Origin of the sequence: Brucella sp. H1_1004, from assembly GCF_047308065.1 — a bacterium.
In the GTDB taxonomy this organism is placed as follows: domain Bacteria; phylum Pseudomonadota; class Alphaproteobacteria; order Rhizobiales; family Rhizobiaceae; genus Brucella; species Brucella pseudogrignonensis_B.
In genome coordinates this window covers 1-20,423 of record NZ_JAYKZA010000004.1, presented here as the reverse complement: position 1 = coordinate 20,423, position 20,423 = coordinate 1, and the positions used below count along the sequence as shown (strand labels likewise).

Below are 20,423 nucleotides of genomic sequence, written 5' to 3'. Positions count from 1 at the left end.
TTTGAGAGAAGACGCCTCTAAGTTCTTGCGTTATCAGCTGCGTTTGAGGACCTTCAAACCGATTGCCTTGTCGTATCCATGGATTTCCGTGACATCAAGTTTGCGCATAAATTCGATGATCTCCCGCGTGATGACCTGACCTGGAACCATGATCGGAAAACCCGGCGGATAAGGGATGACGAAGTTAGCCGACACAAGCGCAGGACCCTTTTCAAGACGTTCGTCAACGGCTTGGTCATGAAGAGGGATAAACTCACACTGAGCTTTCTTATAGGCATCATAGAACGCGCTGCGAATGTCGCCATTGAGCGTCGCAGACTTTGGATTGTCACGATACATATCGTCGAATTTGCTAAAGTTCGGGAGGTTCGGAACATCCTTGACGAGGGTTGTGACCTTTTCTGCGAAGCTGCGGGTACGGGCCTCGCCGCCTTCCTTCAAGTTCGCCTCAATCTCCTGCGAGATTTCGAGCAAGACGCGCACCAGCAAAGCAACATCGCTGCGGGAATTGTTGATATTGGACTGCAACAGAATGCTGTTGCGCGACGTCTTGTTGACCTGAATGTTAAAGCGGTCCGCCAGCATATTCTTGAAGCTGGTTCCGTCAAAACCGGCCTCGCCACAGCTTAGCGTCATACGGCTCGGGTCCAGCAGAAACTCGTCGTCACGCACTGCTTTTACCGCATCAGCCCAGGTCAGCGACGCATCGTTGAAGTCAGTTACGTTCGATACGCGAAACGCGGCGGGCACCATTTCAGCGTTATTCAGGACGCGGAAATATTTGGAGATCAGTGGATGGCTGTTGATCTGCCTGCGGATTTCCAATGCAATTTGAAGGGCATTGGATACAAGACCATAGCCTTCAAGCTCCATCTGGCGGCGTGCAACATCAAGGCTGGCAATGATCTGCAAATTCGGGCTGGTCGATGCGTGGGTGAAAACGGCTTCGTGGAACTGTGCTTCCACATCCTTGAATTCGACGTCACGCACCAAAATCACCGATCCTTGACGCAGCGCTGACATGGACTTGTGGATGGAATTGGTCTGATAGACGCGCAGACGCACAGCATCGGGGTCGGGTATCAGACGTGTATTGAGCAGCACATCGTCAGACGGGCTTTCACCCAGCTCTTTCTGCTGATCCTGCCAGGCCTTCTTTGCTTCCGGTGTTGCAAGGTAAGATTCCAGGGTCTGCGCAGCACCCATTGCCGTTCTCTGCCGCAGGAAAGGCGACCAATGAGCAAAGCCAAACCAGGCTTCATCCCAGAGGAAAACTAGATCAGGCTTGATCGCCAGACATTCTTCCATGACGCGTCGTGTGTTGTAGACATGTCCGTCAAATGTACAATTGGTCAGATCGATCATTTTGACACGATCAAGCTGTCCTTCAGCACGAAGTGTCAACAAAGCCTGCTTGATTGTATTGATGGAAACTGCGCCATACATCGAATATTCGGTGAGTGGAAAGGCTTCCACATAATAGGGTTGTGCACCGGCAAGGACGCAGCCATAGTGGTGAGATTTGTGGCAATTCCGGTCGATGATAACGATATCCCCCGGCGCAAGCAGGGCCTGCAGAACCATCTTGTTGCTGGTCGAGGTGCCATTGGTCACGAAGAAAACATGATCCGCCCCAAAAGCCCGGGCTGCCAGTTCCTGTGCCTCCTTGATATTGCCAGTGGGCTCCAGCAAGCTGTCGAGCCCACCCGTTGTTGCAGAGCTTTCTGCGAGAAACAGGTTCGGCCCGTAAAACTCGCCCATGTCGCGTATCCAGTTTGACTTGAATACCGCTTTTCCGCGCGCAATGGGCAGCGCATGGAAGGTTGCGATTGGCCGCGCCGCATAATGCTTGAGATTGTCGAAGAAAGGCGTGTGATAACGTTTATGCACGCCTTCAAGGATAGAGAGGTGCAGTTCAAGCGGCTCTTCAACCTGATAGAATAGTCGGCTAAATATTTCGTTGTCAGGATCTCCTGCAAGATGTTCGATCTCGCGATCGCTGAGCAGGTAGATGTCGAGCTCGGGTCGAATCTTTTTGATGGCTTGTCCCGTACGCAGAGCCAGACGGCTGTCGTCCTTGATTTCACCCAGATCGATGACTTCAGCGATTGCGGTGATGAGAGGGTTTGTTTCGGCTGCCTTTGCCGCAAATCCTTCATAGAGAACGACCGAAGTGATGGAAGGATTTACCAGAATAGCAGTCAATGCGTCTTCTGCATTCCCGGCGACGACGGTTTCATAAATGAACTCGTCTTCAGGGCGACGAATGGAACGCGCTTCATAGGCGATGTGTTGCCAGCGCGATGTGATATGTGGCACGACCGCAAGCACTTCAAAATAGGGCTTTCGTTCGATATGACTTATAGCCTGCGGAAGTCGCTCCGCTGGCTGACTGTCATCTGCGTCCCAGTTATCCCATGCGGAAATATCAGCCATATATTTCTGGGAAAGGATGCTGGTGGAGATATTTTGCGCCGCACGCAAAAAGCCGCGCGCATCCCTATCATTCAAACGTGAATGCAGTTTGTTAAGCACCGAGCTACCGGGATACGCGAAGAACCGCTCGATTGTTTCAAGGCCGTCGAGTACCTGTCGGATTGTGTCGATGCGGCTATCGTCGCCGTTTACCCAAAAGCGCCCTTCTGAGAGAACCGTCAACCACTGATCGGACCGTATTGCCGGCGTAGCCAGAGATTTTCCGAGAATAGAATGGCTATTGCTCGGTTTATTGGTAGAAATTTTCATAAAAGTTTGCCTTTTAAAGACGAGAACATGGGAAGCTGGAAAAGGGCGTTTCTGTTGTGGCAGATGGGAAGAAACGCCCAGTTCTTTGTTGCAAGTCTGGATCAGAGGCCCTTTTTCGCGTGGTGCGACGCGCCATCATCGACAATCACATGATGTGGTGAACGTGCACGAGGATGCATGAAAAAATGTCCTTCCGGTGCATTGTGCATTTTGATTGGCACCAGAGTGGCATTCGTTTTCTTGTCGCGTTTGTCGTGCAGTGCATAGACGATAAACGGGATCACCAGCACAACGAGGAAGCAGACGACGAGCAATGTCACATAGGTTTCGTCGGCTGTTTCCCCTCCGATTGAGGTTGGCGGGTAAAACGACACGAAGAATGCTATGAGTGAGACGAGGAATCCAACCACAGCGACACCGATCCTGAAACCGTTATTGCCGGGAACACGGAACGTTCTTTTGAGTTCCGGCTGCTTCAGGATGAGGTGAATATAGCCGAGGAATAGAAGGAAATATGTGCACAGATAAATCACAACAGTCAGAGCGAGCGCGATCAGGAACGACATATTGCTGCCGCCACCAGTGTTGGTGAGAATTATAATCGCAACAGACGTCAGAAGCAGTTGAGCAACAACGAGCGCAACCGGCACGCCATTTTTGTTTACCTTTGCAAAGCGCGCAGGAAGGATGCCTTTCTGCGCTGTCACCAGCATTCCGCGTGATGGCCCTACAATCCATGCTGCAATTTCCGCAAGAACGCCCAGCAGGAGCAGAGCAGCGATGATGCGTACTGTCCACTCAAAACCCGGACCAAAATGACCGATCAAAGCGCTAAAGGTCTGCACAACACCCGATGACAGATTAATTTCGTTGGACGGAATCGTTGCAGCCACCGATAGACCACCAATCGAGCTCAAAACGATGGCAGCGACCATTAACATGATCATTGCAATTGGATAATCCCGGCCGGGATTTTCCATCTCGTTGACATGCGTTGCCGATGCTTCGACGCCCATGTAGCTGAGGATAAAAGCCACAAATACGACAAGAGTACCGATTTGTGTGAAGTCGGGGAAAAACGTCTGCGCAGACATTTCAATTTGAAGTGGTGCGCCACTCGCAAGATAGCTGATCGCCAGTGCTGCTAGAATGAGTGCTGGAAGAAGAATCCCGGCAAAGAAACCAAGCTTCGCGATGATTGCTGTATATTTGGTTCCACCAAGCTGGGTGAACGCAAGCGCCCAGAGGATCACCAGCGCCGCTATTGTCTTTGTGACCGGATCTTGATTGAGTGCAGGCCAACTCAGAATATAGGAAAGCGCACCCAATACGAAATAGAGCATAGGCAGAAAGCCGATGGCAATCTCAAGATAACAAAACGAGATTGCGGCAAAGCCCCATCTTTCACCGAGCGTATTGGAAACCCAGGCGAAGACGCCGCCTTCTTCCCATCCTTCAACGGTTGCCATTTCTGCAGCGCAAAGCCCAACAGGAATAAACCAGAGAATTCCACCCAGCAGCAGGAAAAATACCAGACTGAAACCCGATGTCGCAAAGGTCGGATATTCATAGACGGCCATGACCATGGATGCGGTAATGGCAAAAAAGCCTATCATTGATAATTGTTTAGCCGGAGTGGCTGTCTTTGCATTCGCCATAGCATTTCTCCCAAAGGGGAGCGCCTGATTGATGTGGATTCACACCATTTCAAAAGCGCGTTGCACACGAGTAAGCGATTGGCTGTCAGGTATCTGCAGGCTGCCCAAGTCGACACCTGAAAAGTCACGTAGTTTATCACGTCAACCAAGATCATAAATATGCGTGATGGTAGGCGCATGTTTATGAAGCTAAAAGATAAGCCTGCCGAAAACATCCAGCAGGCTTTCAGTTATCCGTGGTTGAAGCCGCCAGCCTCTTCCGCCGACAATGGCTGGCTGACCGGATGCTTATCAAAATAATCGAGAGACCGTTTGATGTCATCAATCAGCAGGCTTGCAAGATCACGGCTCACGCCATGGCGAACAAGAATGCGCTGCACGACAAGATCTTCCCGGTTTGCTGGCATCGAATAGGCCGGCACCTGCCAACCGCGGCTTCTCAGTCTGTCAGCAAGATCATAAAGCGTATAACCGCCAATCGCCTGGTCTTTTTTCAGTTTCCAGGCCAGTGCCGGGATACCCTTTTGGCTATCGCCATCGAAGATGATTTCGAACGGTCCGATTTTGCCGATCTCGCTTGCAAGATATTGGGCTGTTGCGTAGCAAGCATTGTGAATTTTGGCGTAGCCCTCACGACCTAAGCGCAGGAAATTGTAATACTGTGCGATAATCTGGCCGCCGGGGCGCGAGAAGTTCAATGCGAATGTCGGCATATCGCCACCAAGATAATTTACATTGAAAATAAGTTCTTCTGGCAGGTCAGCGGCTTCTCGCCATACAACCCAACCCGCCCCCAGTGGAGCCAGACCGAATTTATGCCCGGAGGCGTTGATCGATTTGACGCGTGGCAGACGGAAATCCCACTCGATCTCCGATGCGCAGAACGGCGCCAGAAAGCCACCACTTGCACCATCAACGTGAATGGGAATGTCGAGACCGGTTTCTTTCTGTAACTTATCAAGCGCATCATGGACCGCTTTAACCGGCTCATACTGACAGGTAAAAGTAACGCCCATTGTCGGCACTACGCCGATGGTATTCTCGTCAACGCGCTTGAGAACTTCCTCAGGACTCATGATCAGACGATCCCCTTCGAGTGGAATTTCGCGCAGTTCCACATCAAAGTAACGTGCGAATTTGTGCCAACAGATCTGTACGGGCCCGCAGATCAGATTTGGCTTACTGGTATCTTTTCCAGCTGCGGCCCGCCTTTTGCGCCACTGCCATTTGAGCGCCAAACCACCAAGCATTGCAGCTTCCGAAGAACCAGTGGTAGAACAGCCTAGCGTATTTTCAGCATCCGGCGAGTTCCACAGATCAGCTATCATGTGCACGCAGCGCGATTCAATTTCGGCGGTCTGTGGATATTCATCTTTGTCGATCATATTCTTGTCGATCGACAGATCCATCAGCTGGCGAATTTCGTCATCAACCCATGTCTGACAGAATGTTGCCAGGTTCTGACGAGAGTTGCCATCAAGCATCAGCTCATCGCGTACGGCAGAAAACACATTTCGAGGATCGCGTTCTTCGTCTGGAAATTTTGTCTTTGGCAGACAAGCAGAAAGCTCCAGCGATGCGTAAACATCATCGAGGCCATTGTACGTTGCTTTGATAGATCTCGTCGTCATCCTAGAATCTCCCAACGCGTCAAAGACGCAATCAAGCCCATTTATAACCGCACACTAAATTACGTTTCAGCAATGACAATATGTCAATACCTATATTTTTAAAAGAATACCATTGACCTATTTTAACTTCCCCCTAAACGTCTCTTTTATAGTTAATATAAAAATATATGTTGCTTTCATTGTAAAATTAATATTTTCTTTAAATATTATTTTTTGAGGGCGGGCCATGACACAAGAATTAATTAATGCAATTGATGCCGGCTACAAGGCGGGTATGGCCTCTTATGGTGGAAAGAATGCTGATTACATTCCATTCCTCGCAAAATTACCAAGTGATTTGTTTGGAATTGCTATAATCACCGCTGATGGACGCTGCTTTAAGCGTGGTGACACAGCCTATAAATTCGCGCTTGAATCCATATCCAAGGTTTTTACACTTGCGCTGGTGATGGAAAATATAGGTGCGGATGCCGTGAAAGAAAAGCTTGGCGACAGCCCGACGGGCTTGCCTTTCAACTCGGTTCAGGCACTAGAGCTACACGATGGAAAGCCATTGTCGCCGCTCGTCAATGCGGGCGCGATAGCCGCAGCCAGCCTCGTGCCAGGTGATGATGCTGAGAGTTGCTGGAATAATATCCTCCACATACAAAGTGCATTTGCGGGACGTTCTATTGAGCTGAGCGATGAGGTAAACCGCTCGGAGCAGGACACGAATTTTCATAACAGAGCCATTGCATGGCTGCTTTACAGTGCGGGCACCTGCTACAGCGATCCGATGCGTGCGGTTGATGTCTATACGCGCCAATGTTCGACACTGGTCGACTGTGTTGAACTTGCAACGATGGGCGCGACACTCGCGGCCGGCGGCATAAATCCTGTAACAAAAGAACGGGTGATCGAGGAGAAACATGTCGCGCCATTGCTGGCGGAAATGACAATGGAAGGCCTTTACACATCATCCGGTGACTGGGCTTACACGGTGGGACTGCCTGCAAAAAGCGGCGTAGGCGGCGGACTTGTCGCAGTTATTCCGGGCAAACTTGCCATTGCAGCCTTTTCGCCTCCCCTGGATGATGCTGGTAATTCTGTGCGCGCGCAGGCCGCGATCATCGAGATCGAACGCAACATAGGCGGCAATATTTTTAAAATGCTGAGGCCATAGCTGATTATACCAATTACCTTATAAATCGCGACCATCGTAAAAGATTTAACGGGTTCCAGTATGGAGCATCGATTAATGGCCAACTGGAATAATATTTTAATTTTTAATCCATATCGTTTTATTTATTGCTTGTTGAGCATTTCCTCGAATGAGATTAACAAGGCTTCAAAGTCGTGTTCATCTTTTAAGCGTTAAAGTGAAAAATGCCCCACCAGAAAAGCCCACTCATTTCGCTGCAGCCTTCACGGCGGCAATTTCTTAGCATGTCAGCTGGAGCTGCGGTCGCCGCTGGTTTAGGGATGACTGCATCAGGATTGCTGCTGCCCATACAGGCACGCGCACAAGATGCACAGCCCAAAAAAGGCGGCCATCTGGTCATTGCTATGCATTCTGCTTCAAGCTCGGATCATCTGGATCCAGCATCCTACACGATGGCTTACATGTACACCGTAGGCTTTCAGCTCTTCAACACGCTACTAGAACTTGGTCCTGATGGTAAGCTCACGAGCGCTCTCGTGGAAAGCTGGGAACCAGCTAATGCCGATGCAAGCAAATGGGTATTCCGCCTGCGCAAGGGCGTGACCTTCCACAATGGGAAAGAGCTGACTGCAAAGGACGTGGTTTACTCACTCAATAATCATCGTGGTGACGATACTAAATCTGGTGGCAAGGGTGTGCTTCTCGCCGTCACCGACGTTGTAGCGTCTGACACGCATGAGGTGACTGTAACGCTCAATGCGGGGAATGTCGATTTTCCGGCAGCTTTCGTCGATTATCATCTGGGCATCGGACCTGACGGCGAAGACTTCGACAAAGGTATTGGCACCGGCGCATTCATTCTCGAAGATTTCCAGCCGGGCGTGCGCGCCTTAACCCGCCGCAATCCAAACTACTGGCATCCTGATCGTGCGAATGTGGATTCGGTAGAAACCATCGCTATGGACGACACAACTGCGCGCATGGCAGCACTGATGAGCGGCCAGGCACATATCGTCAACGCTGTTGAGCCGCGTCTTGTCAGCCATCTGAGTGCGCGTCCTGACATCCAGATTCTGCGTACGCCGGAAAACTCGATGTATTGCTTCCCGATGCGCACGGATTCAGAACTGTTGAAAAACAATGATCTGCGTCTTGCGCTCAAGTATGCAATCGACCGCGAAGAGCTACAGAAAAGTTTGCTCGTCGGCACCGGCGCGGTTGGCAACGACCACCCAATCCCGTCATGGAACCCGCTTTATTCCAAGGATGTTCCAAAGCGTGCTTATGACCCTGAAAAGGCAGCATTTCATCTCAAAAAGTCAGGCTTCTCCGGTTCAATTCCGCTTAGCGTTTCGGATAACGGCTTTACCGGCTCGGCAGATGCCGCACAGCTTTACCAGGCATCGGCTGCAAAAGCAGGCATCACGATTGATGTAGAGCGCGTGCCATCCGATGGTTACTGGGATGAAGTCTGGCTGAAAAAGCCTTTCGTCGCTTCCAACTGGTCAGTTCGCCCAACTGCTGATGCGATGCTTTCGATGCTGCTTCAGACTGGCGCTCCATGGAACGAAACCGGCTGGAGCAACGAGACTTTTGACAAATTGCTTGCCGCATCCCGCGTTGAGCTGGATGAAGCAAAGCGCAAACAGATTTATCACGACATGCAGGTCCTGATCGTGGAAGATGGCGGAGAACTGATCCCTGTCTTTACCGATAATCTTGCTGCCGCCAGCGGCAAGGTGAAGGGTTATGTTTCTGTGCCGGGTGGCGGTGATATGAGCGGCTATCGTTTGGCTGAAAAAGTCTGGCTTGAAGAATAGCAGATGCAATAACGGATAATTATCTCTGCTACCATTGCATTCCCCAAAGGCGATTCCGCTTTTGGGGTAATGCTTACCACAAGGGTCTTGGCATTGATGCGTCGAACGGGTAACACCGGCGACACCTCCCCGTTTTGACCGACTATGTCCGGACCGCCAATGACAGATATGTCACCAGACAAATTCCCCAGCGATAGCAATAAAGCCGCAATTTCCGATCGGAGATATTCCCTCGGTTTTTTGCGCGGCAACTCACTTTCGGGACTGATCTTCAAGCGCTTGTTGCTGGGCGTCGTATTGCTCTGGGCTATTTCAGTTGTCATCTTTGCCGGAACACAAATATTGCCCGGTGATGTGGCCACTGCAATGCTGGGGCAACAGGCAACACCGCAAGCCGTCGAAAACATCCGCAAAGAGCTAGGCTTACAGCGACCGGCTATGCAGCGTTATACGGAGTGGCTCGGCAATGCAGTTCAGGGTGATCTCGGCCGTAGCTATTCCAACCGGCAGGACATTGCAAAAAGCATAGCGCCGCGCCTGTCTAATACGCTCTATCTCGCGGCAATGGCCGCGCTGTTTGCAATACCGATTGCCCTGTTGCTGGGTATCATTTCCGTTCTTTATGCAGGAACTGCGATTGATCGTGGGATCGCGGTCGCAACGCTTAGCACCATATCGCTGCCAGAGTTTTTCGTAGCCTATATTCTGATCGCCTATTTTGCGATTTCGCTTGGTCTTTTACCATCGAGCGCCATCGTAAATCCTTCGATGAGCGGCTGGCAACGCCTGACAGCGATCGCCCTGCCCTGCATGACGCTCGTGATCGCTGTTACCGGACATATGGTACGCATGACACGCGCTTCGCTCCTTGCGGTCATGTCATCGCCCTATATTGAGACTGCTCAGCTGAAAGGCCTGCCACGCTGGCGCATTCTGCTAAAACATGCGCTACCCAATGCACTCTCACCCGTTATTAATGTCATCGCGCTCAACCTCGCCTACTTGGTTGTCGGTGTGGTCGTTGTCGAAGTGATCTTCGTTTATCCCGGCATGGGGCAATATATGGTGGATCACGTTTCCAAACGCGATGTGCCAGTAGTACAGGCTTGCGGGCTTATTTTTGCAGCGGTTTACATTGGCCTTAACATCATTGCTGATGTCATCGTCATTCTGACCAATCCGCGGCTGAGGCACTCAGGATGAAAAAGTTCAACAAAAGCTCCCAGCTCTTAGCCGTGATCGGATTTGGCGGAATCGCCTTCTTTTTATTCGTTGCAGTTTTTGCGGAATGGCTTGCGCCGCATCCCATTTCGGAAGTCGTCGGCAGCGTGTGGCAGGGACCTTCTCGCGAAGCGCTGCTCGGCACCGATAATATTGGCCGTGATCTCCTGTCACGCGTCATATGGGGCACGCGGCTGACGCTTTCGATTGCCGCAGCAGCCACAATTCTCGCATTTATACTCGGTGTGCCACTTGGTTTTCTTGCAGCGCTCACGCGCGGCTGGCCGGATCAGGTTCTTTCGCGTGGGAACGACTTGCTGATGGCAATACCAACGCTAATTTTTGCGCTCGTCGTGCTGGCTGTTCTACCAAAAAGTATTCTCATTCTCATTGCAGTTATCGCAGTTCTGGAGGCAACCCGTGTTTTCCGGGTCAGCCGCGCCATCGCATCCGATATTGTGGTGCTCGATTATATCGAAATCGCGCGATTACGCGGCGAAAGCAAAAGCTGGATCATCTTCCACGAAGTCCTGCCCAATGCATTGTCACCACTGCTTGCAGAATTTGGGTTGCGTTTTGTGTTTTCCATCCTGTTTCTTTCGACCCTTTCTTTTCTAGGACTCGGTGTTCAGCCGCCGATTGCCGATTGGGGAAGTCTGGTTAAGGAAAACAAGGACGGGCTGATGTTCGGCGTGTTTGCTGCGCTTATTCCGGGAGGCGCTATTGCTTTGCTTGCGATCAGCGTGAACTTTGTCGTGGACTGGACGTTACAGCGCACGACCAGTCTCAAGCGAGGCACGCAAAAAATTGGATAATCCCACCAAACAACCATTGCTGAAAATCACTGATCTTAAGATAAGCTCAGGCAATGGCCTCGTCGTTGATGGCGTTGATCTGACATTGCAAAAGGGCCGCGTCCTTGGCCTGATCGGGGAATCTGGCGCTGGCAAATCAACCGTCGGCCTTGCTGCCCTCGGTTTGGCACGTGGCGGACTTCAGATCACCGGCGGCACAATTACGCTCGACGGGCAAGATATACTGTCACTTTCCCGCAAAAGCACGCAGAAACTACGCGGCAGCAAGATCGCCTATGTTGCGCAATCGGCTGCGGCTGCGTTTAATCCGGCGCATAAGCTGATTGATCAAGTGGCAGAAGCCGCCATCTGGCATGGGCTGATGAAACGCAGTGAAGCGAAAGCCCGCGCAGTTGAACTGTTCACGCTACTCGGCCTGCCTGATCCGCAACGTTTTGGCGAGCGCTATCCGCATCAGGTATCGGGTGGTCAGCTTCAGCGTGCCATGACCGCAATGGCGCTTTGTGCCAGTCCTGATCTCGTGGTGTTTGACGAGCCGACGACCGCGCTTGATGTGACAACCCAGATTGAGGTGTTGATCGCCATCAAGAAGGCAATTACTACGACAAGAACAGCAGCGCTTTATATTTCGCATGATCTGGCGGTGGTGGCGCAGATTGCCGATGACATCATGGTTTTGCGCCACGGAAAAATAGTAGAACAAGGGTCGGTGCGCGAAATTTTTGATGCACCGCGCGAAGATTATACGCGCCAACTTGTGGCCATTCGTCAAAAGGAAGTCGAAGGCCGCGCAGAAAGCTCTACTTCTCTGCTCTCCATTGCAAACATCTCGGCTGCTTATAATCCGGCGACACCTGTACTCACCGACATTACCCTTGATCTCGCAAAAGGCCAGACGCTGGCTATCGTAGGAGAATCCGGTTCCGGTAAGTCAACACTTGCGCGCGTCGTAAGCGGACTTCTTGAGCCAATAGCGGGCGAAATCCGTTTCGATGGCGAAATACTACCCGCCAGTCTGGAACGTCGCTCCAAAGAGACGCTGCGCAATATCCAAATGATTAGCCAGTTGCCCGATCTGGCGCTTAACCCGCGCCGGACCATAGCGGACATCATCAGCAGACCGTTGCAGTTTTATTTCGGAATGCCACGCGATGCGCGGCGCAGGTCGGTTACTGAGTTGATGGACCTCACCGAACTGCCAAAGAGCCTTCTTGAACGGTATCCGGCAGAACTCTCAGGCGGTCAGAAACAGCGTGTCTGTATTGCGCGCGCGCTTGCTGCACGCCCGAAATTGCTGTTATGCGATGAACCAACTTCGGCTCTTGATCCATTGGTGGCAGAGGGCATTCTAGAACTGTTGCGCCGCGTGCAGAGCGAAACAGAGACCTCATATCTCTTTATCACGCATGATCTCGCAATTGTTCGCGCGATAGCCGACAAAATTGCCGTCATGCACCAAGGAAAGGTGGTGCGTTATGGCTTAAAATCAGACGTACTAAACCCACCCTATGACAATTATACCGCAAAGCTTCTGGCATCAGCTCCGCAAATGAAGCCGGGCTGGCTTGACCAAATCATTGCGCAGCGCGCAGCAGTTACTATCGCAGCAGATATAAACAAGGACATAAAAGCATGAGCAGCAGGACAGTCATTCTTGATGGTGGCATGGGTCGTGAACTGGAGCGCGTCGGCGCACCATTCCGTCAGCCGGAATGGTCCGCACTCGCGCTTATCGAAGCTCCGCATTATGTCCGTAAAGTACATGACGATTATATCGCCGCCGGTGCTGATGTTATAACCACCAATAGCTATGCAGTTGTCCCTTTTCACATCGGCGAAGAACGCTTTGCTGCGGAAGGACACAAACTCGCAGCTCTCTCTGGAACACTAGCACGCGAAGCAGCCGATGCAGCAACCCGTGAAGTTAAAGTCGCCGGATCATTGCCGCCTGTTTTTGGATCGTATCAGCCGGAGCTTTTCGATCCGGCCCGCGCAGGTCAGTTACTTGATGTATTGGTGGATGGATTAGCACCATCCGTTGATCTCTGGCTTGCCGAAACCCAGAGCAGTCTCATCGAAGTCAAAGCGGCACACGAAGCCATCCGTGCAACTGGAAAGCCTCTCTGGATTTCTTACACATTGCGCGATGATGTTGCACCAGAAGCAATGACTGAGGCACAGCTTCGTTCAGGCGAAACGGTAGCTGATGGTGCGCGGCTTGCGGCTGAACTTGGAGCGGAAGCGCTGCTTTTCAACTGCGCAATGCCTGAAGTTATGGATGCAGCTATTCTTGCAGCAAAGCAGGTCTTTGATGAACTGGGCAAGGATATTCCGATTGGCGTTTATGCCAATGCATTTCCATCGCAACAAGGCGATGAAGAGGCGAACGCAACCGTTACCGAAATTCGCGCTGATCTTGATCCGGATGCCTATGGTGCATGGGCGCAGCGTTGGGTCAGAAACGGTGCGGGCATTATTGGTGGCTGCTGTGGTATTGGCACCAACCATATTCACGCATTATCAAACCAGTATCTTTGCGCTTAACGAAAAAGGGCGGCTAAAGAGCCGCCCAATTTATTCTAAGATAAAATACGCGCTGCCGCCAATGAAAGTGCCACAACACCATTCGCAATAGAGCGCTCATCCGGCTGATAATCGGAATTATGCAGCTTGTCGTCGCGGCCTTCCTGTGCGGCACCAATGCCAAGCTGGAACGATGGCACTCGTTCGCCAACCAATGCAAAGTCTTCAGAACCCAGGCTTCCGCCGCGCTTGAAGAACACATCGCCATAATGCTCGCGAATAACCGCGCCAGTCGTCTCGATTAGATAGGGATCCGACACCATCGATGGAACACCGCGCACATAGTTGATTTCGCAACGCACACGCAATGACGCTTCCAGCCCGCTACAGATACGACGAACGGCAGCTTCAATAATGTTGCGCGCCTCGCGGTCCTGACAACGCACTGTTCCCATGATTGATACTGAATCCGGGATGATGTTGTGCGTATGACCACCATGGATCGAACCAATGGTCAGAACGGCTGAGAGCATTGGATCAACCTCACGCGATACGATCGTTTGTAACTGCGTTATCAACTGCGCTGTAGCAACGATCGGGTCTATAGCCTGATGTGGACGCGCGGCATGACCAGACGCGGCATGGACTGTAATATCAAACTCGTCAGATGAGCCGTTCGCAACACCTTCGACAAACGTAAATGTGCCTGTTTGTTCATCAGGATGGTTATGAAAGCCAAGAGCATAATCAACCCCATCGAGAACACCATCGGCAATCATGGCACGCGCTCCACTCTCCTGCGTTTCTTCCGCCGGTTGGAACATCAGCTTCACATTACCGCTCAGACGCGGAGCAATATCTTTGAGAACCTTGCCGATGCCGATCAGTGTTGCGGTATGCAGGTCATGACCACAAGCATGCATTTTACCTGGATGAACGCTGGCAAATGGAAGGCCTGTTTGTTCTTCGATTGGCAGCGCATCCATATCAGCGCGGATAATCAAAGTCGGTCCTGGACGACCACCCTTAATCAGACCGACAACACCGGTGCGACCAATGCCTGTTTGATGTTCAATGCCTAAGCTTTCCAGTTCGCGCGTAACAACTCCTGCGGTCCGCTCAACGTCAAATCCGGTTTCCGGATGAGCATGAATATCTCGGCGCAACTCAATAAGATGCGGTTCTATGTCATTGGTAAGCTTCTGTACGAAGGAGGACAAATCGTTCAGCAGATTTGGATCGAGTTGGGCAGTCATAAGTTCATCCAGTTAAATCGATATGGATCTGGTTAAGCACAAGACTGTCTCATAACCAGATTTATTATTCTCTTTCACGCGATCGTTTTGTAGATTTCACATATTGATAGCTATTTTCTTGGGTGAGTATTAATAACCGTAACGATCGGCCATCGCTTGTAGAATTATGACTGTGGAAGCAGCGCCTGGATCAATATGTCCAAGCGAACGCTCGCGAAGACGCGCGGCACGTCCTTTGGCTGCAATCATTGATCGGGTCGTGTTGGCACCGGCTGAGGCGGCTGAGACAACATTATCCCAGAATTCGCTCGCGCTTTGATTTTCATTCACCGCACTTTGAGCGGCTTCAGCAGCAGGTAGCCATGCATCGAGCATTGTCTTGTCGCCACGCTGTCCTTGGCCACGCTCTCGAATGCCAACGCCGATGGCCTCAATGATGGTCGCACAAGTCGCCAGATCAAGATCGTTGCGGCCTGCCGTTGCCTGCGCTGCACGGCGGAAGCCAGTGGCATAAAGCGGCCCAGTCGATGCACCGACCGCATTAATGAATGCGGTCGCCGCTGTATTGAGAACCGTCGAAATGTCGGTTTCATCAAGATTAAGTTTCGACAATTCAGTGCGCACGACCTGAAAGCCCAAGGCCATTGTCGTTCCATGGTCGCCGTCACCGATTGCGCCGTCGAGTTCGGACAGCCGATCCCGTTCCGCTTCAAGCGACGCAGACACAGCATCAAACATATGGGCAAGACGACGAGCCGCAGTTTCCGACATGGATTTTCTCCTCAAACCTTACAACTGCAACGCGCGTCGCTCGTCATATGGCATATGCTAATTTAGTTTCAGGCACAGTGAAACGATAGAACCCAAACACAGTCGTTAGCTGATTTTGAGGCCTGCCGTTTCACATGGATGCAGCAGCAGGTCCGACAGCTCATGATCAAGATGCATGATTGATATCGACGCTCCAACCATATCCAGAGACGTGCAATAATGCCCGATCCAGTTGGCTTCAATGTGAATATTCTTGGCTTCAAGTCGCTGCCCCACACGCCGATAGAGTACGTAAAGTTCCATCAGCGGTGTCGCTCCGAATGAATTGACCAGCACAGCCACGCGATCACCTGGATCAGCCTTCATTTCGTTGAAGATTCTGTCCATGATGCCATCGACGATTTCATCAGCCTGACGAATGCGATCACGCGATACACCCGGCTCGCCGTGAATGCCAACGCCGATTTCCATATCTTCTGGGCCGATTTCAAAATTATGCCGACCGGTTTGCGGCAATGAGCCCGGCTCAAGGGCCACACCGATTGTATAAGTGCGCGAATTGGCCTTGCGGGTAACGATCTCGCAGGCATCGAGCGACAACCCCTTGTCGCAGGCAGCTCCTGCCACCTTGAAAACAAAAAAATTGCCGGCTACGCCGCGGCGTCCGTCCTTGTCGTCGATTGGTGATGAGGCGATATCATCGGTGGTCAGAACCGTCTTGATCCTGACTCCTTTTTCCTCGGCCATTTCAGCTGCCATCTCAAAGTTCATCACGTCACCGGCATAATTGCCATAGACGAAGAGAACGCCTTCGCCGTTGGAAGCTGCCAGCGCGCATTGCACGATCGGATCGGGCGGAGGCGACGAGAAAACATTGCCGACCGCAACAGCGTCAGCCAGTCCCTTACCCACATAACCCACAAAGCATGGCTCGTGACCGGCACCACCACCAATCACCAGCCCCACCTTGCCGGGGCGCGGACCATCCCGCGCCACCAGGGCTCGATTAGAGCCACCAATCGGCTGCAGGAATTTGCTATGGGCCCGAACAATGCCGTCGAGCATTTCCTCAACCACCTCGTTCGGATTGTTGAGGAGCTTCTTCACTCGCACGCGAAAGGCTGTAGGAACTTGATTGGTCTTGGGTTTCTGCGAAAGACGCGCGTCAAGATCAAGGACGCCATCGGCGCGCAGAATACCGAGCCCCGTCGCAGCATCGGTCACAAGCACATTGATGAATCCGCCGCGGAGCGCTGCCAGAAGTGCTGGCACCTTGTCGAAACCGCCTGCAACCGCAATACGCGTATGAATCTGCCGCAGCTTATCCAGTGAAATGCCGATTGTCCGCTCATCAAGCGGACCTGCAACCGGTTTTCCGCGTTCATCGATGAAACGGCCTGCCACAACACCGACAGCGCCCGCTGCTAGATATTGCTGCAGAGAAACCGATTCAAAAAAGCCGCTGGTGTGAATGGTGGAATTGGAACGCAGCGACGAAACACCGAAAAGAATGCGATTGGCAGTTTCAAGGGTCGCAAACTGTTCTTGAAGCAAAGGCTCTTCGAGCAACACATCCCGCGTCTGCTGCGAACGCACCACGGCAGGTGCCATAATATTCACGCAGCGTGCCGAGACAGCTTCTGCAAGCGCTGTCGCACAACGTTCAGGCGTATAGGAGAATGACGCCGTGGTGCCGCCCGTCGCCTGCACGACGGTCATGTCCTGTAACGAGCCGATGGCGGTCCGCTCGCCGACCGAAAGCACCGTCCGTCCCCAGGCAACCGCAAGCGTATCGCCGGATTTAAGAACCTTGTTAAGCGCATGTGCGCCCGCAACGCCGAGCCGATCAATCAGCGGACGGGCATTGTCATCATGCGGAATGATAAAGCAGTCGGTCAGGCCGAAATGACGCTTCAACTCCTGAGCCACAGACAGGGATTCCAGCCGTCCAGCCTCAAGAGAGATATTGACGATACCCTTATCGCGTGCTTCCGCCAAATAGCTGTTCACGGTTGCGCGCGAAATGCCCATGACATCGGCAATCTCGCTCTGCGTCAGGCCGTCTTCGTAATAAAGCCAGCAGGCCCACACATAGGGATCGTCGCCATAACGCATGGGAATCGTGATCGAATTCTCGCTTGCAACGGCCTTTGGCTTGCCGACCTTGCGCGATGTGTTGGGCTTGAGCGTCATGCGGTTTTCTGTTGCCTCTCTCCTGCGCAGCAAACATGAAAGCGTTCAAACACAATTGCAACATCATGAAACAAATTTGGCGCCTGAACGTGTGAACCCACACAGTTTTCAGACGCCAAACTTAAAAACAGGACAGAAAGCCTTACTGCAAGCGGCTCTTTGCCTGTGCTGAAAGGTCAGTTAGAATCAGTGCGCAGGATGTTGCACCCGCATCAAGGACACCCAGCGAACGCTCACCGAGACGGCTTGCGCGACCGATCTTTGCCACGAGATTAAGTGTGGAGTCGCGACCGGCTTCAGCCGCCGCCGACAAAGCGTCCAAGCTTTCAGCAAAAGACTGGCCCTTGCCATTTGCTTCGTCAAAAGCATTGATTGCCGGGATCAGCGTGTCGAGCAGCGTCTTGTCACCAAGCTTTGCTGAACCGATTGACTGGATGCCTTCAAGACCTGCATGAAGCATGATGCTGAACGTGGCTGCGTCAATATTTTCCACGCCTTCCAGCTTTTCTGCGAACTCGTTAAACATTACGCCATAAAGCGGGCCCATCGAGCCACCGATTTCGGTCAACAGAATTGTACCAAGCGTATCAAGACCTTCAGCAAGGGTTACATCCTTGCCCCGCAGGCGTTCGGCTGCGAGGCCGAAACCCTTGGCCATGTTCACACCATGGTCGCCATCGCCGATCTTGCCGTCGATTTCGCTTAAGTAGGCTTTGTTTTCGATAATCCGGTCTGCAAGCGAAAGAACGATCGCACCCGATCCGGCATTCTTGAATGTCTGCATGATATGCTTCTTTCTTACAAAACCGCAGTGCAGCGGGCTTCTACATCCAGCAGTGCCTTCAGTTCATCATCCAACGCCATGACTGTCAGCGTCGCGCCAACCATTTCGAGCGACGTAAAGTAGTTGCCTACATAGGTGCGATAGATCTTGAGGCCGCGTGCAGTAATTTCCTGCTCGATGGTATCATTGAGGATATAAAGCTCATTGATCGGCGTTGCGCCGAGTCCGGAAACTAGAACCGCAACTTCGGTGCCTTCGGGCAAATTGTGATCGTCGAGAACGATCTTGCTCATATCCCTGGCAACTTCGTCAGCACGCTTTAATGGTTCAACGCGGACGCCCGGCTCGCCATGATGACCGATGCCGACTTCCATTGTGCCCGGCTCAATCTGAAAGTTCGGATGGCCGACAGCTGGCAGCGTGCAAGGGCCAAGGCCAACGCCGATCGAACGGCAATTGTCGATGGCCTTCTGTGCTGTTGCCTGTACTTCCTGAAGGCTTGCACCCGATGCAGCTTTTGCACCGCCAACCTTCCACATGAAAATTTCGCCAGCAACACCGCGACGCTTGTCGCGTTCGCTGGCAGGTGCCGAGCAAACATCGTCATTAGCAACAACGGTCAGGATTTCAATTCCGACCTTGGCAGCAAGCTTGATCGCCATTTTGACGTTCATGTTGTCGCCAGCATAGTTTCCGTAAAGGCAAACGACGCCCTTGCCACCATTGGCTTCACGAGCAGCATCGTAGAAGCTCTTGGCAGTTGGCGAGGAGAACAGTTCACCAACGGCCACAGCGTCAAGCAGGTTTTCGCCGGTATAGCCGATGAAAGCTGGCTCATGGCCAGAGCCGCCGCCGGTGATAACGCCGACCTTGCCCTCAATCGGTGCATCTTTAGCGACAACCACGCGCGAGTTTTCCGCCGACAGACGGACAAGGTCTTTATGCGCCTTGACGAAACCCTTGACGGTATCTTCGACCACTTCATCCGGGTTATTGATAAATCTTTGCATTTTGCACCTATCGAAGGCGAGAGATCAGTTCCCGCTCTGTAATTTTAAAGCCTTGTTTTCTGACCCGAACAATCGTCAGGACGTGTCAGAATTGGTCGCTTTGTTAAAGAATTGTGTAGCCACCATCAATCAGAAGGTCCGCACCATTTATCATGTTCGCACCGCTTGACGCCAGAAAGACTGCGGCGGCTGCAATTTCTTCCGGAAACGCAAAGCGTCCGGTTGGAATACGCTTCTTGGCGGCATCGCCCTTTTCGCCGTTCCAGGCCTTCTTGCCCAGTTCTGTGAGAACAATGGTAGGCGAGATCGTGTTGACGGTAATGCCGTATTTGCCCCATTCGGCAGCAAAGGTTTTCGACATGCCGATGACACCGAACTTCGACGCACAGTAAGCAACATGCTCTTCAATCGCCACAGTTCCGGCCTGCGAGGCGAGATTGACGATCTTGCCGCCTTTGCCTGCAGCGATCATGGCGCGACCCACTTCCTGCGTAACAAGGAAGCTGCCCTTGAGGTTGATTGCAATCGTGCGATCCCAATCGGAAATCGTCAGATCTTCGGCGGGTGCGAGGAAAACTACGCCGGCGCTGTTTACAGCAATATCGATTTGTCCGAATGCCTCGACCACGCCTGATACCGCAGCCTTCACCGAAGACGGATCAGATACGTCACAGACGAAAGGCTTAGCACCGTCTCCAAGCGCTTCTGCCTTGGCGCGCGCCTGATCAGCATTGATATCAAGCACAGCAACCTTTGCACCCTTGGCAGCGAAGGCTTCAGCAACAGCCGCGCCAATACCGGAAGCAGCACCAGTTACCAGAGCAACTTTACCGTTAAGCGGGAAGTTCAGGTCAA

The 20,423-nt window shown here is 52.1% G+C and carries 15 protein-coding genes; 6 read left to right on the top strand and 9 right to left on the bottom strand.

Annotated features, from left to right (window positions below; all coding sequences use genetic code 11):
* Window positions 1-33: 33 nt before the first annotated feature.
* The 3 genes from U2P60_RS18965 to U2P60_RS18955 all read right to left on the bottom strand — a co-directional run bounded on the left by U2P60_RS18965 (window position 34) and on the right by U2P60_RS18955 (window position 6,034).
* The gene (locus U2P60_RS18965; protein WP_413573898.1) at window positions 34-2,745 is read right to left on the bottom strand and encodes a decarboxylase; all 2,712 of its coding nucleotides are present in this window, start codon (window positions 2,743-2,745) and stop codon (window positions 34-36) included.
* A 101-nt stretch (window positions 2,746-2,846) separates the two neighbouring features.
* Window positions 2,847-4,403 (bottom strand): glutamate:gamma-aminobutyrate antiporter, encoded by a 1,557-nt coding sequence (gene gadC / locus U2P60_RS18960; RefSeq protein WP_313830334.1) that lies wholly within the window; start codon window positions 4,401-4,403, stop codon window positions 2,847-2,849.
* 230 nt (window positions 4,404-4,633) lie between these two features.
* Complete coding sequence (locus U2P60_RS18955) at window positions 4,634-6,034, bottom strand: glutamate decarboxylase (RefSeq protein WP_313830336.1); 1,401 nt, start codon at window positions 6,032-6,034, stop codon at window positions 4,634-4,636.
* A 226-nt stretch (window positions 6,035-6,260) separates the two neighbouring features.
* Between U2P60_RS18955 and glsA the strand changes: the two genes are divergently transcribed.
* From glsA to U2P60_RS18925, 6 genes are all read left to right on the top strand, one after another.
* Entirely contained in the window at window positions 6,261-7,196 is a 936-nt protein-coding gene (glsA, locus tag U2P60_RS18950; RefSeq protein WP_413573897.1) for a glutaminase A, read from the top strand.
* A 203-nt stretch (window positions 7,197-7,399) separates the two neighbouring features.
* Window positions 7,400-8,995 carry an ABC transporter substrate-binding protein gene (locus U2P60_RS18945; protein ID WP_313830340.1) on the top strand — a complete coding sequence of 532 codons (1,596 nt, stop codon included), beginning with the start codon at window positions 7,400-7,402 and terminating at the stop codon, window positions 8,993-8,995.
* Window positions 8,996-9,154: 159 nt separating this feature from the next.
* Window positions 9,155-10,198, top strand: coding sequence for an ABC transporter permease (locus U2P60_RS18940; protein WP_413573895.1), 1,044 nt, complete (start codon window positions 9,155-9,157; stop codon window positions 10,196-10,198).
* Window positions 10,195-11,031, top strand: a complete 837-nt coding sequence (locus tag U2P60_RS18935) for an ABC transporter permease (protein ID WP_413573894.1) — start codon at window positions 10,195-10,197, stop codon at window positions 11,029-11,031. Before U2P60_RS18940 ends, U2P60_RS18935 begins: the two co-directional genes overlap by 4 nt.
* 16 nt (window positions 11,032-11,047) lie before the next feature.
* Complete coding sequence (locus tag U2P60_RS18930) at window positions 11,048-12,667, top strand: ABC transporter ATP-binding protein (protein ID WP_413574341.1); 1,620 nt, start codon at window positions 11,048-11,050, stop codon at window positions 12,665-12,667.
* Window positions 12,664-13,575 carry a homocysteine S-methyltransferase family protein gene (locus U2P60_RS18925; RefSeq protein ID WP_413573893.1) on the top strand — a complete coding sequence of 304 codons (912 nt, stop codon included), beginning with the start codon at window positions 12,664-12,666 and terminating at the stop codon, window positions 13,573-13,575. Before U2P60_RS18930 ends, U2P60_RS18925 begins: the two co-directional genes overlap by 4 nt.
* 35 nt (window positions 13,576-13,610) lie before the next feature.
* Here the strand turns inward: U2P60_RS18925 and U2P60_RS18920 are convergent, their stop codons facing one another.
* The 6 genes from U2P60_RS18920 to U2P60_RS18895 all read right to left on the bottom strand — a co-directional run.
* Window positions 13,611-14,810 carry a M20 metallopeptidase family protein gene (locus tag U2P60_RS18920; protein WP_413573892.1) on the bottom strand — a complete coding sequence of 400 codons (1,200 nt, stop codon included), beginning with the start codon at window positions 14,808-14,810 and terminating at the stop codon, window positions 13,611-13,613.
* A 129-nt stretch (window positions 14,811-14,939) separates the two neighbouring features.
* Window positions 14,940-15,581: a dihydroxyacetone kinase subunit DhaL gene (gene dhaL, locus U2P60_RS18915; RefSeq protein WP_313830351.1), complete on the bottom strand. Its 642-nt coding sequence runs from the start codon at window positions 15,579-15,581 to the stop codon at window positions 14,940-14,942.
* A 105-nt stretch (window positions 15,582-15,686) separates the two neighbouring features.
* A complete protein-coding gene (locus tag U2P60_RS18910) occupies window positions 15,687-17,774 on the bottom strand; it encodes a bifunctional sugar-binding transcriptional regulator/dihydroxyacetone kinase subunit DhaK (RefSeq protein WP_413573891.1) in 2,088 nt (695 codons plus the stop codon).
* Between the two features lie 142 nt (window positions 17,775-17,916).
* Window positions 17,917-18,558: a dihydroxyacetone kinase subunit DhaL gene (gene dhaL, locus U2P60_RS18905; RefSeq protein WP_413573890.1), complete on the bottom strand. Its 642-nt coding sequence runs from the start codon at window positions 18,556-18,558 to the stop codon at window positions 17,917-17,919.
* Between the two features lie 14 nt (window positions 18,559-18,572).
* On the bottom strand, window positions 18,573-19,568 hold the full coding sequence (locus tag U2P60_RS18900; RefSeq protein ID WP_413573888.1) for a dihydroxyacetone kinase subunit DhaK: 996 nt from the start codon (window positions 19,566-19,568) through the stop codon (window positions 18,573-18,575).
* Between the two features lie 103 nt (window positions 19,569-19,671).
* A partial coding sequence (locus tag U2P60_RS18895; RefSeq protein ID WP_413573886.1) for an SDR family oxidoreductase occupies window positions 19,672-20,423 on the bottom strand: 752 nt, incomplete at its 5' end.

What these genes read in the sequence shown, in the direction of transcription:
- U2P60_RS18965 (WP_413573898.1), bottom strand. Translation starts at nt 2,745, where the DNA reads ATGAAAATTTCTACCAATAAACCGAGCAATAGCCATTCTATTCTCGGA.
- gadC (WP_313830334.1), bottom strand. Translation starts at nt 4,403, where the DNA reads ATGGCGAATGCAAAGACAGCCACTCCGGCTAAACAATTATCAATGATA.
- U2P60_RS18955 (WP_313830336.1), bottom strand. Translation starts at nt 6,034, where the DNA reads ATGACGACGAGATCTATCAAAGCAACGTACAATGGCCTCGATGATGTT.
- glsA (WP_413573897.1), top strand. Translation starts at nt 6,261, where the DNA reads ATGACACAAGAATTAATTAATGCAATTGATGCCGGCTACAAGGCGGGT.
- U2P60_RS18945 (WP_313830340.1), top strand. Translation starts at nt 7,400, where the DNA reads ATGCCCCACCAGAAAAGCCCACTCATTTCGCTGCAGCCTTCACGGCGG.
- U2P60_RS18940 (WP_413573895.1), top strand. Translation starts at nt 9,155, where the DNA reads ATGACAGATATGTCACCAGACAAATTCCCCAGCGATAGCAATAAAGCC.
- U2P60_RS18935 (WP_413573894.1), top strand. Translation starts at nt 10,195, where the DNA reads ATGAAAAAGTTCAACAAAAGCTCCCAGCTCTTAGCCGTGATCGGATTT.
- U2P60_RS18925 (WP_413573893.1), top strand. Translation starts at nt 12,664, where the DNA reads ATGAGCAGCAGGACAGTCATTCTTGATGGTGGCATGGGTCGTGAACTG.
- U2P60_RS18920 (WP_413573892.1), bottom strand. Translation starts at nt 14,810, where the DNA reads ATGACTGCCCAACTCGATCCAAATCTGCTGAACGATTTGTCCTCCTTC.
- dhaL (WP_313830351.1), bottom strand. Translation starts at nt 15,581, where the DNA reads ATGTCGGAAACTGCGGCTCGTCGTCTTGCCCATATGTTTGATGCTGTG.
- U2P60_RS18910 (WP_413573891.1), bottom strand. Translation starts at nt 17,774, where the DNA reads ATGACGCTCAAGCCCAACACATCGCGCAAGGTCGGCAAGCCAAAGGCC.
- dhaL (WP_413573890.1), bottom strand. Translation starts at nt 18,558, where the DNA reads ATGCAGACATTCAAGAATGCCGGATCGGGTGCGATCGTTCTTTCGCTT.
- U2P60_RS18900 (WP_413573888.1), bottom strand. Translation starts at nt 19,568, where the DNA reads ATGCAAAGATTTATCAATAACCCGGATGAAGTGGTCGAAGATACCGTC.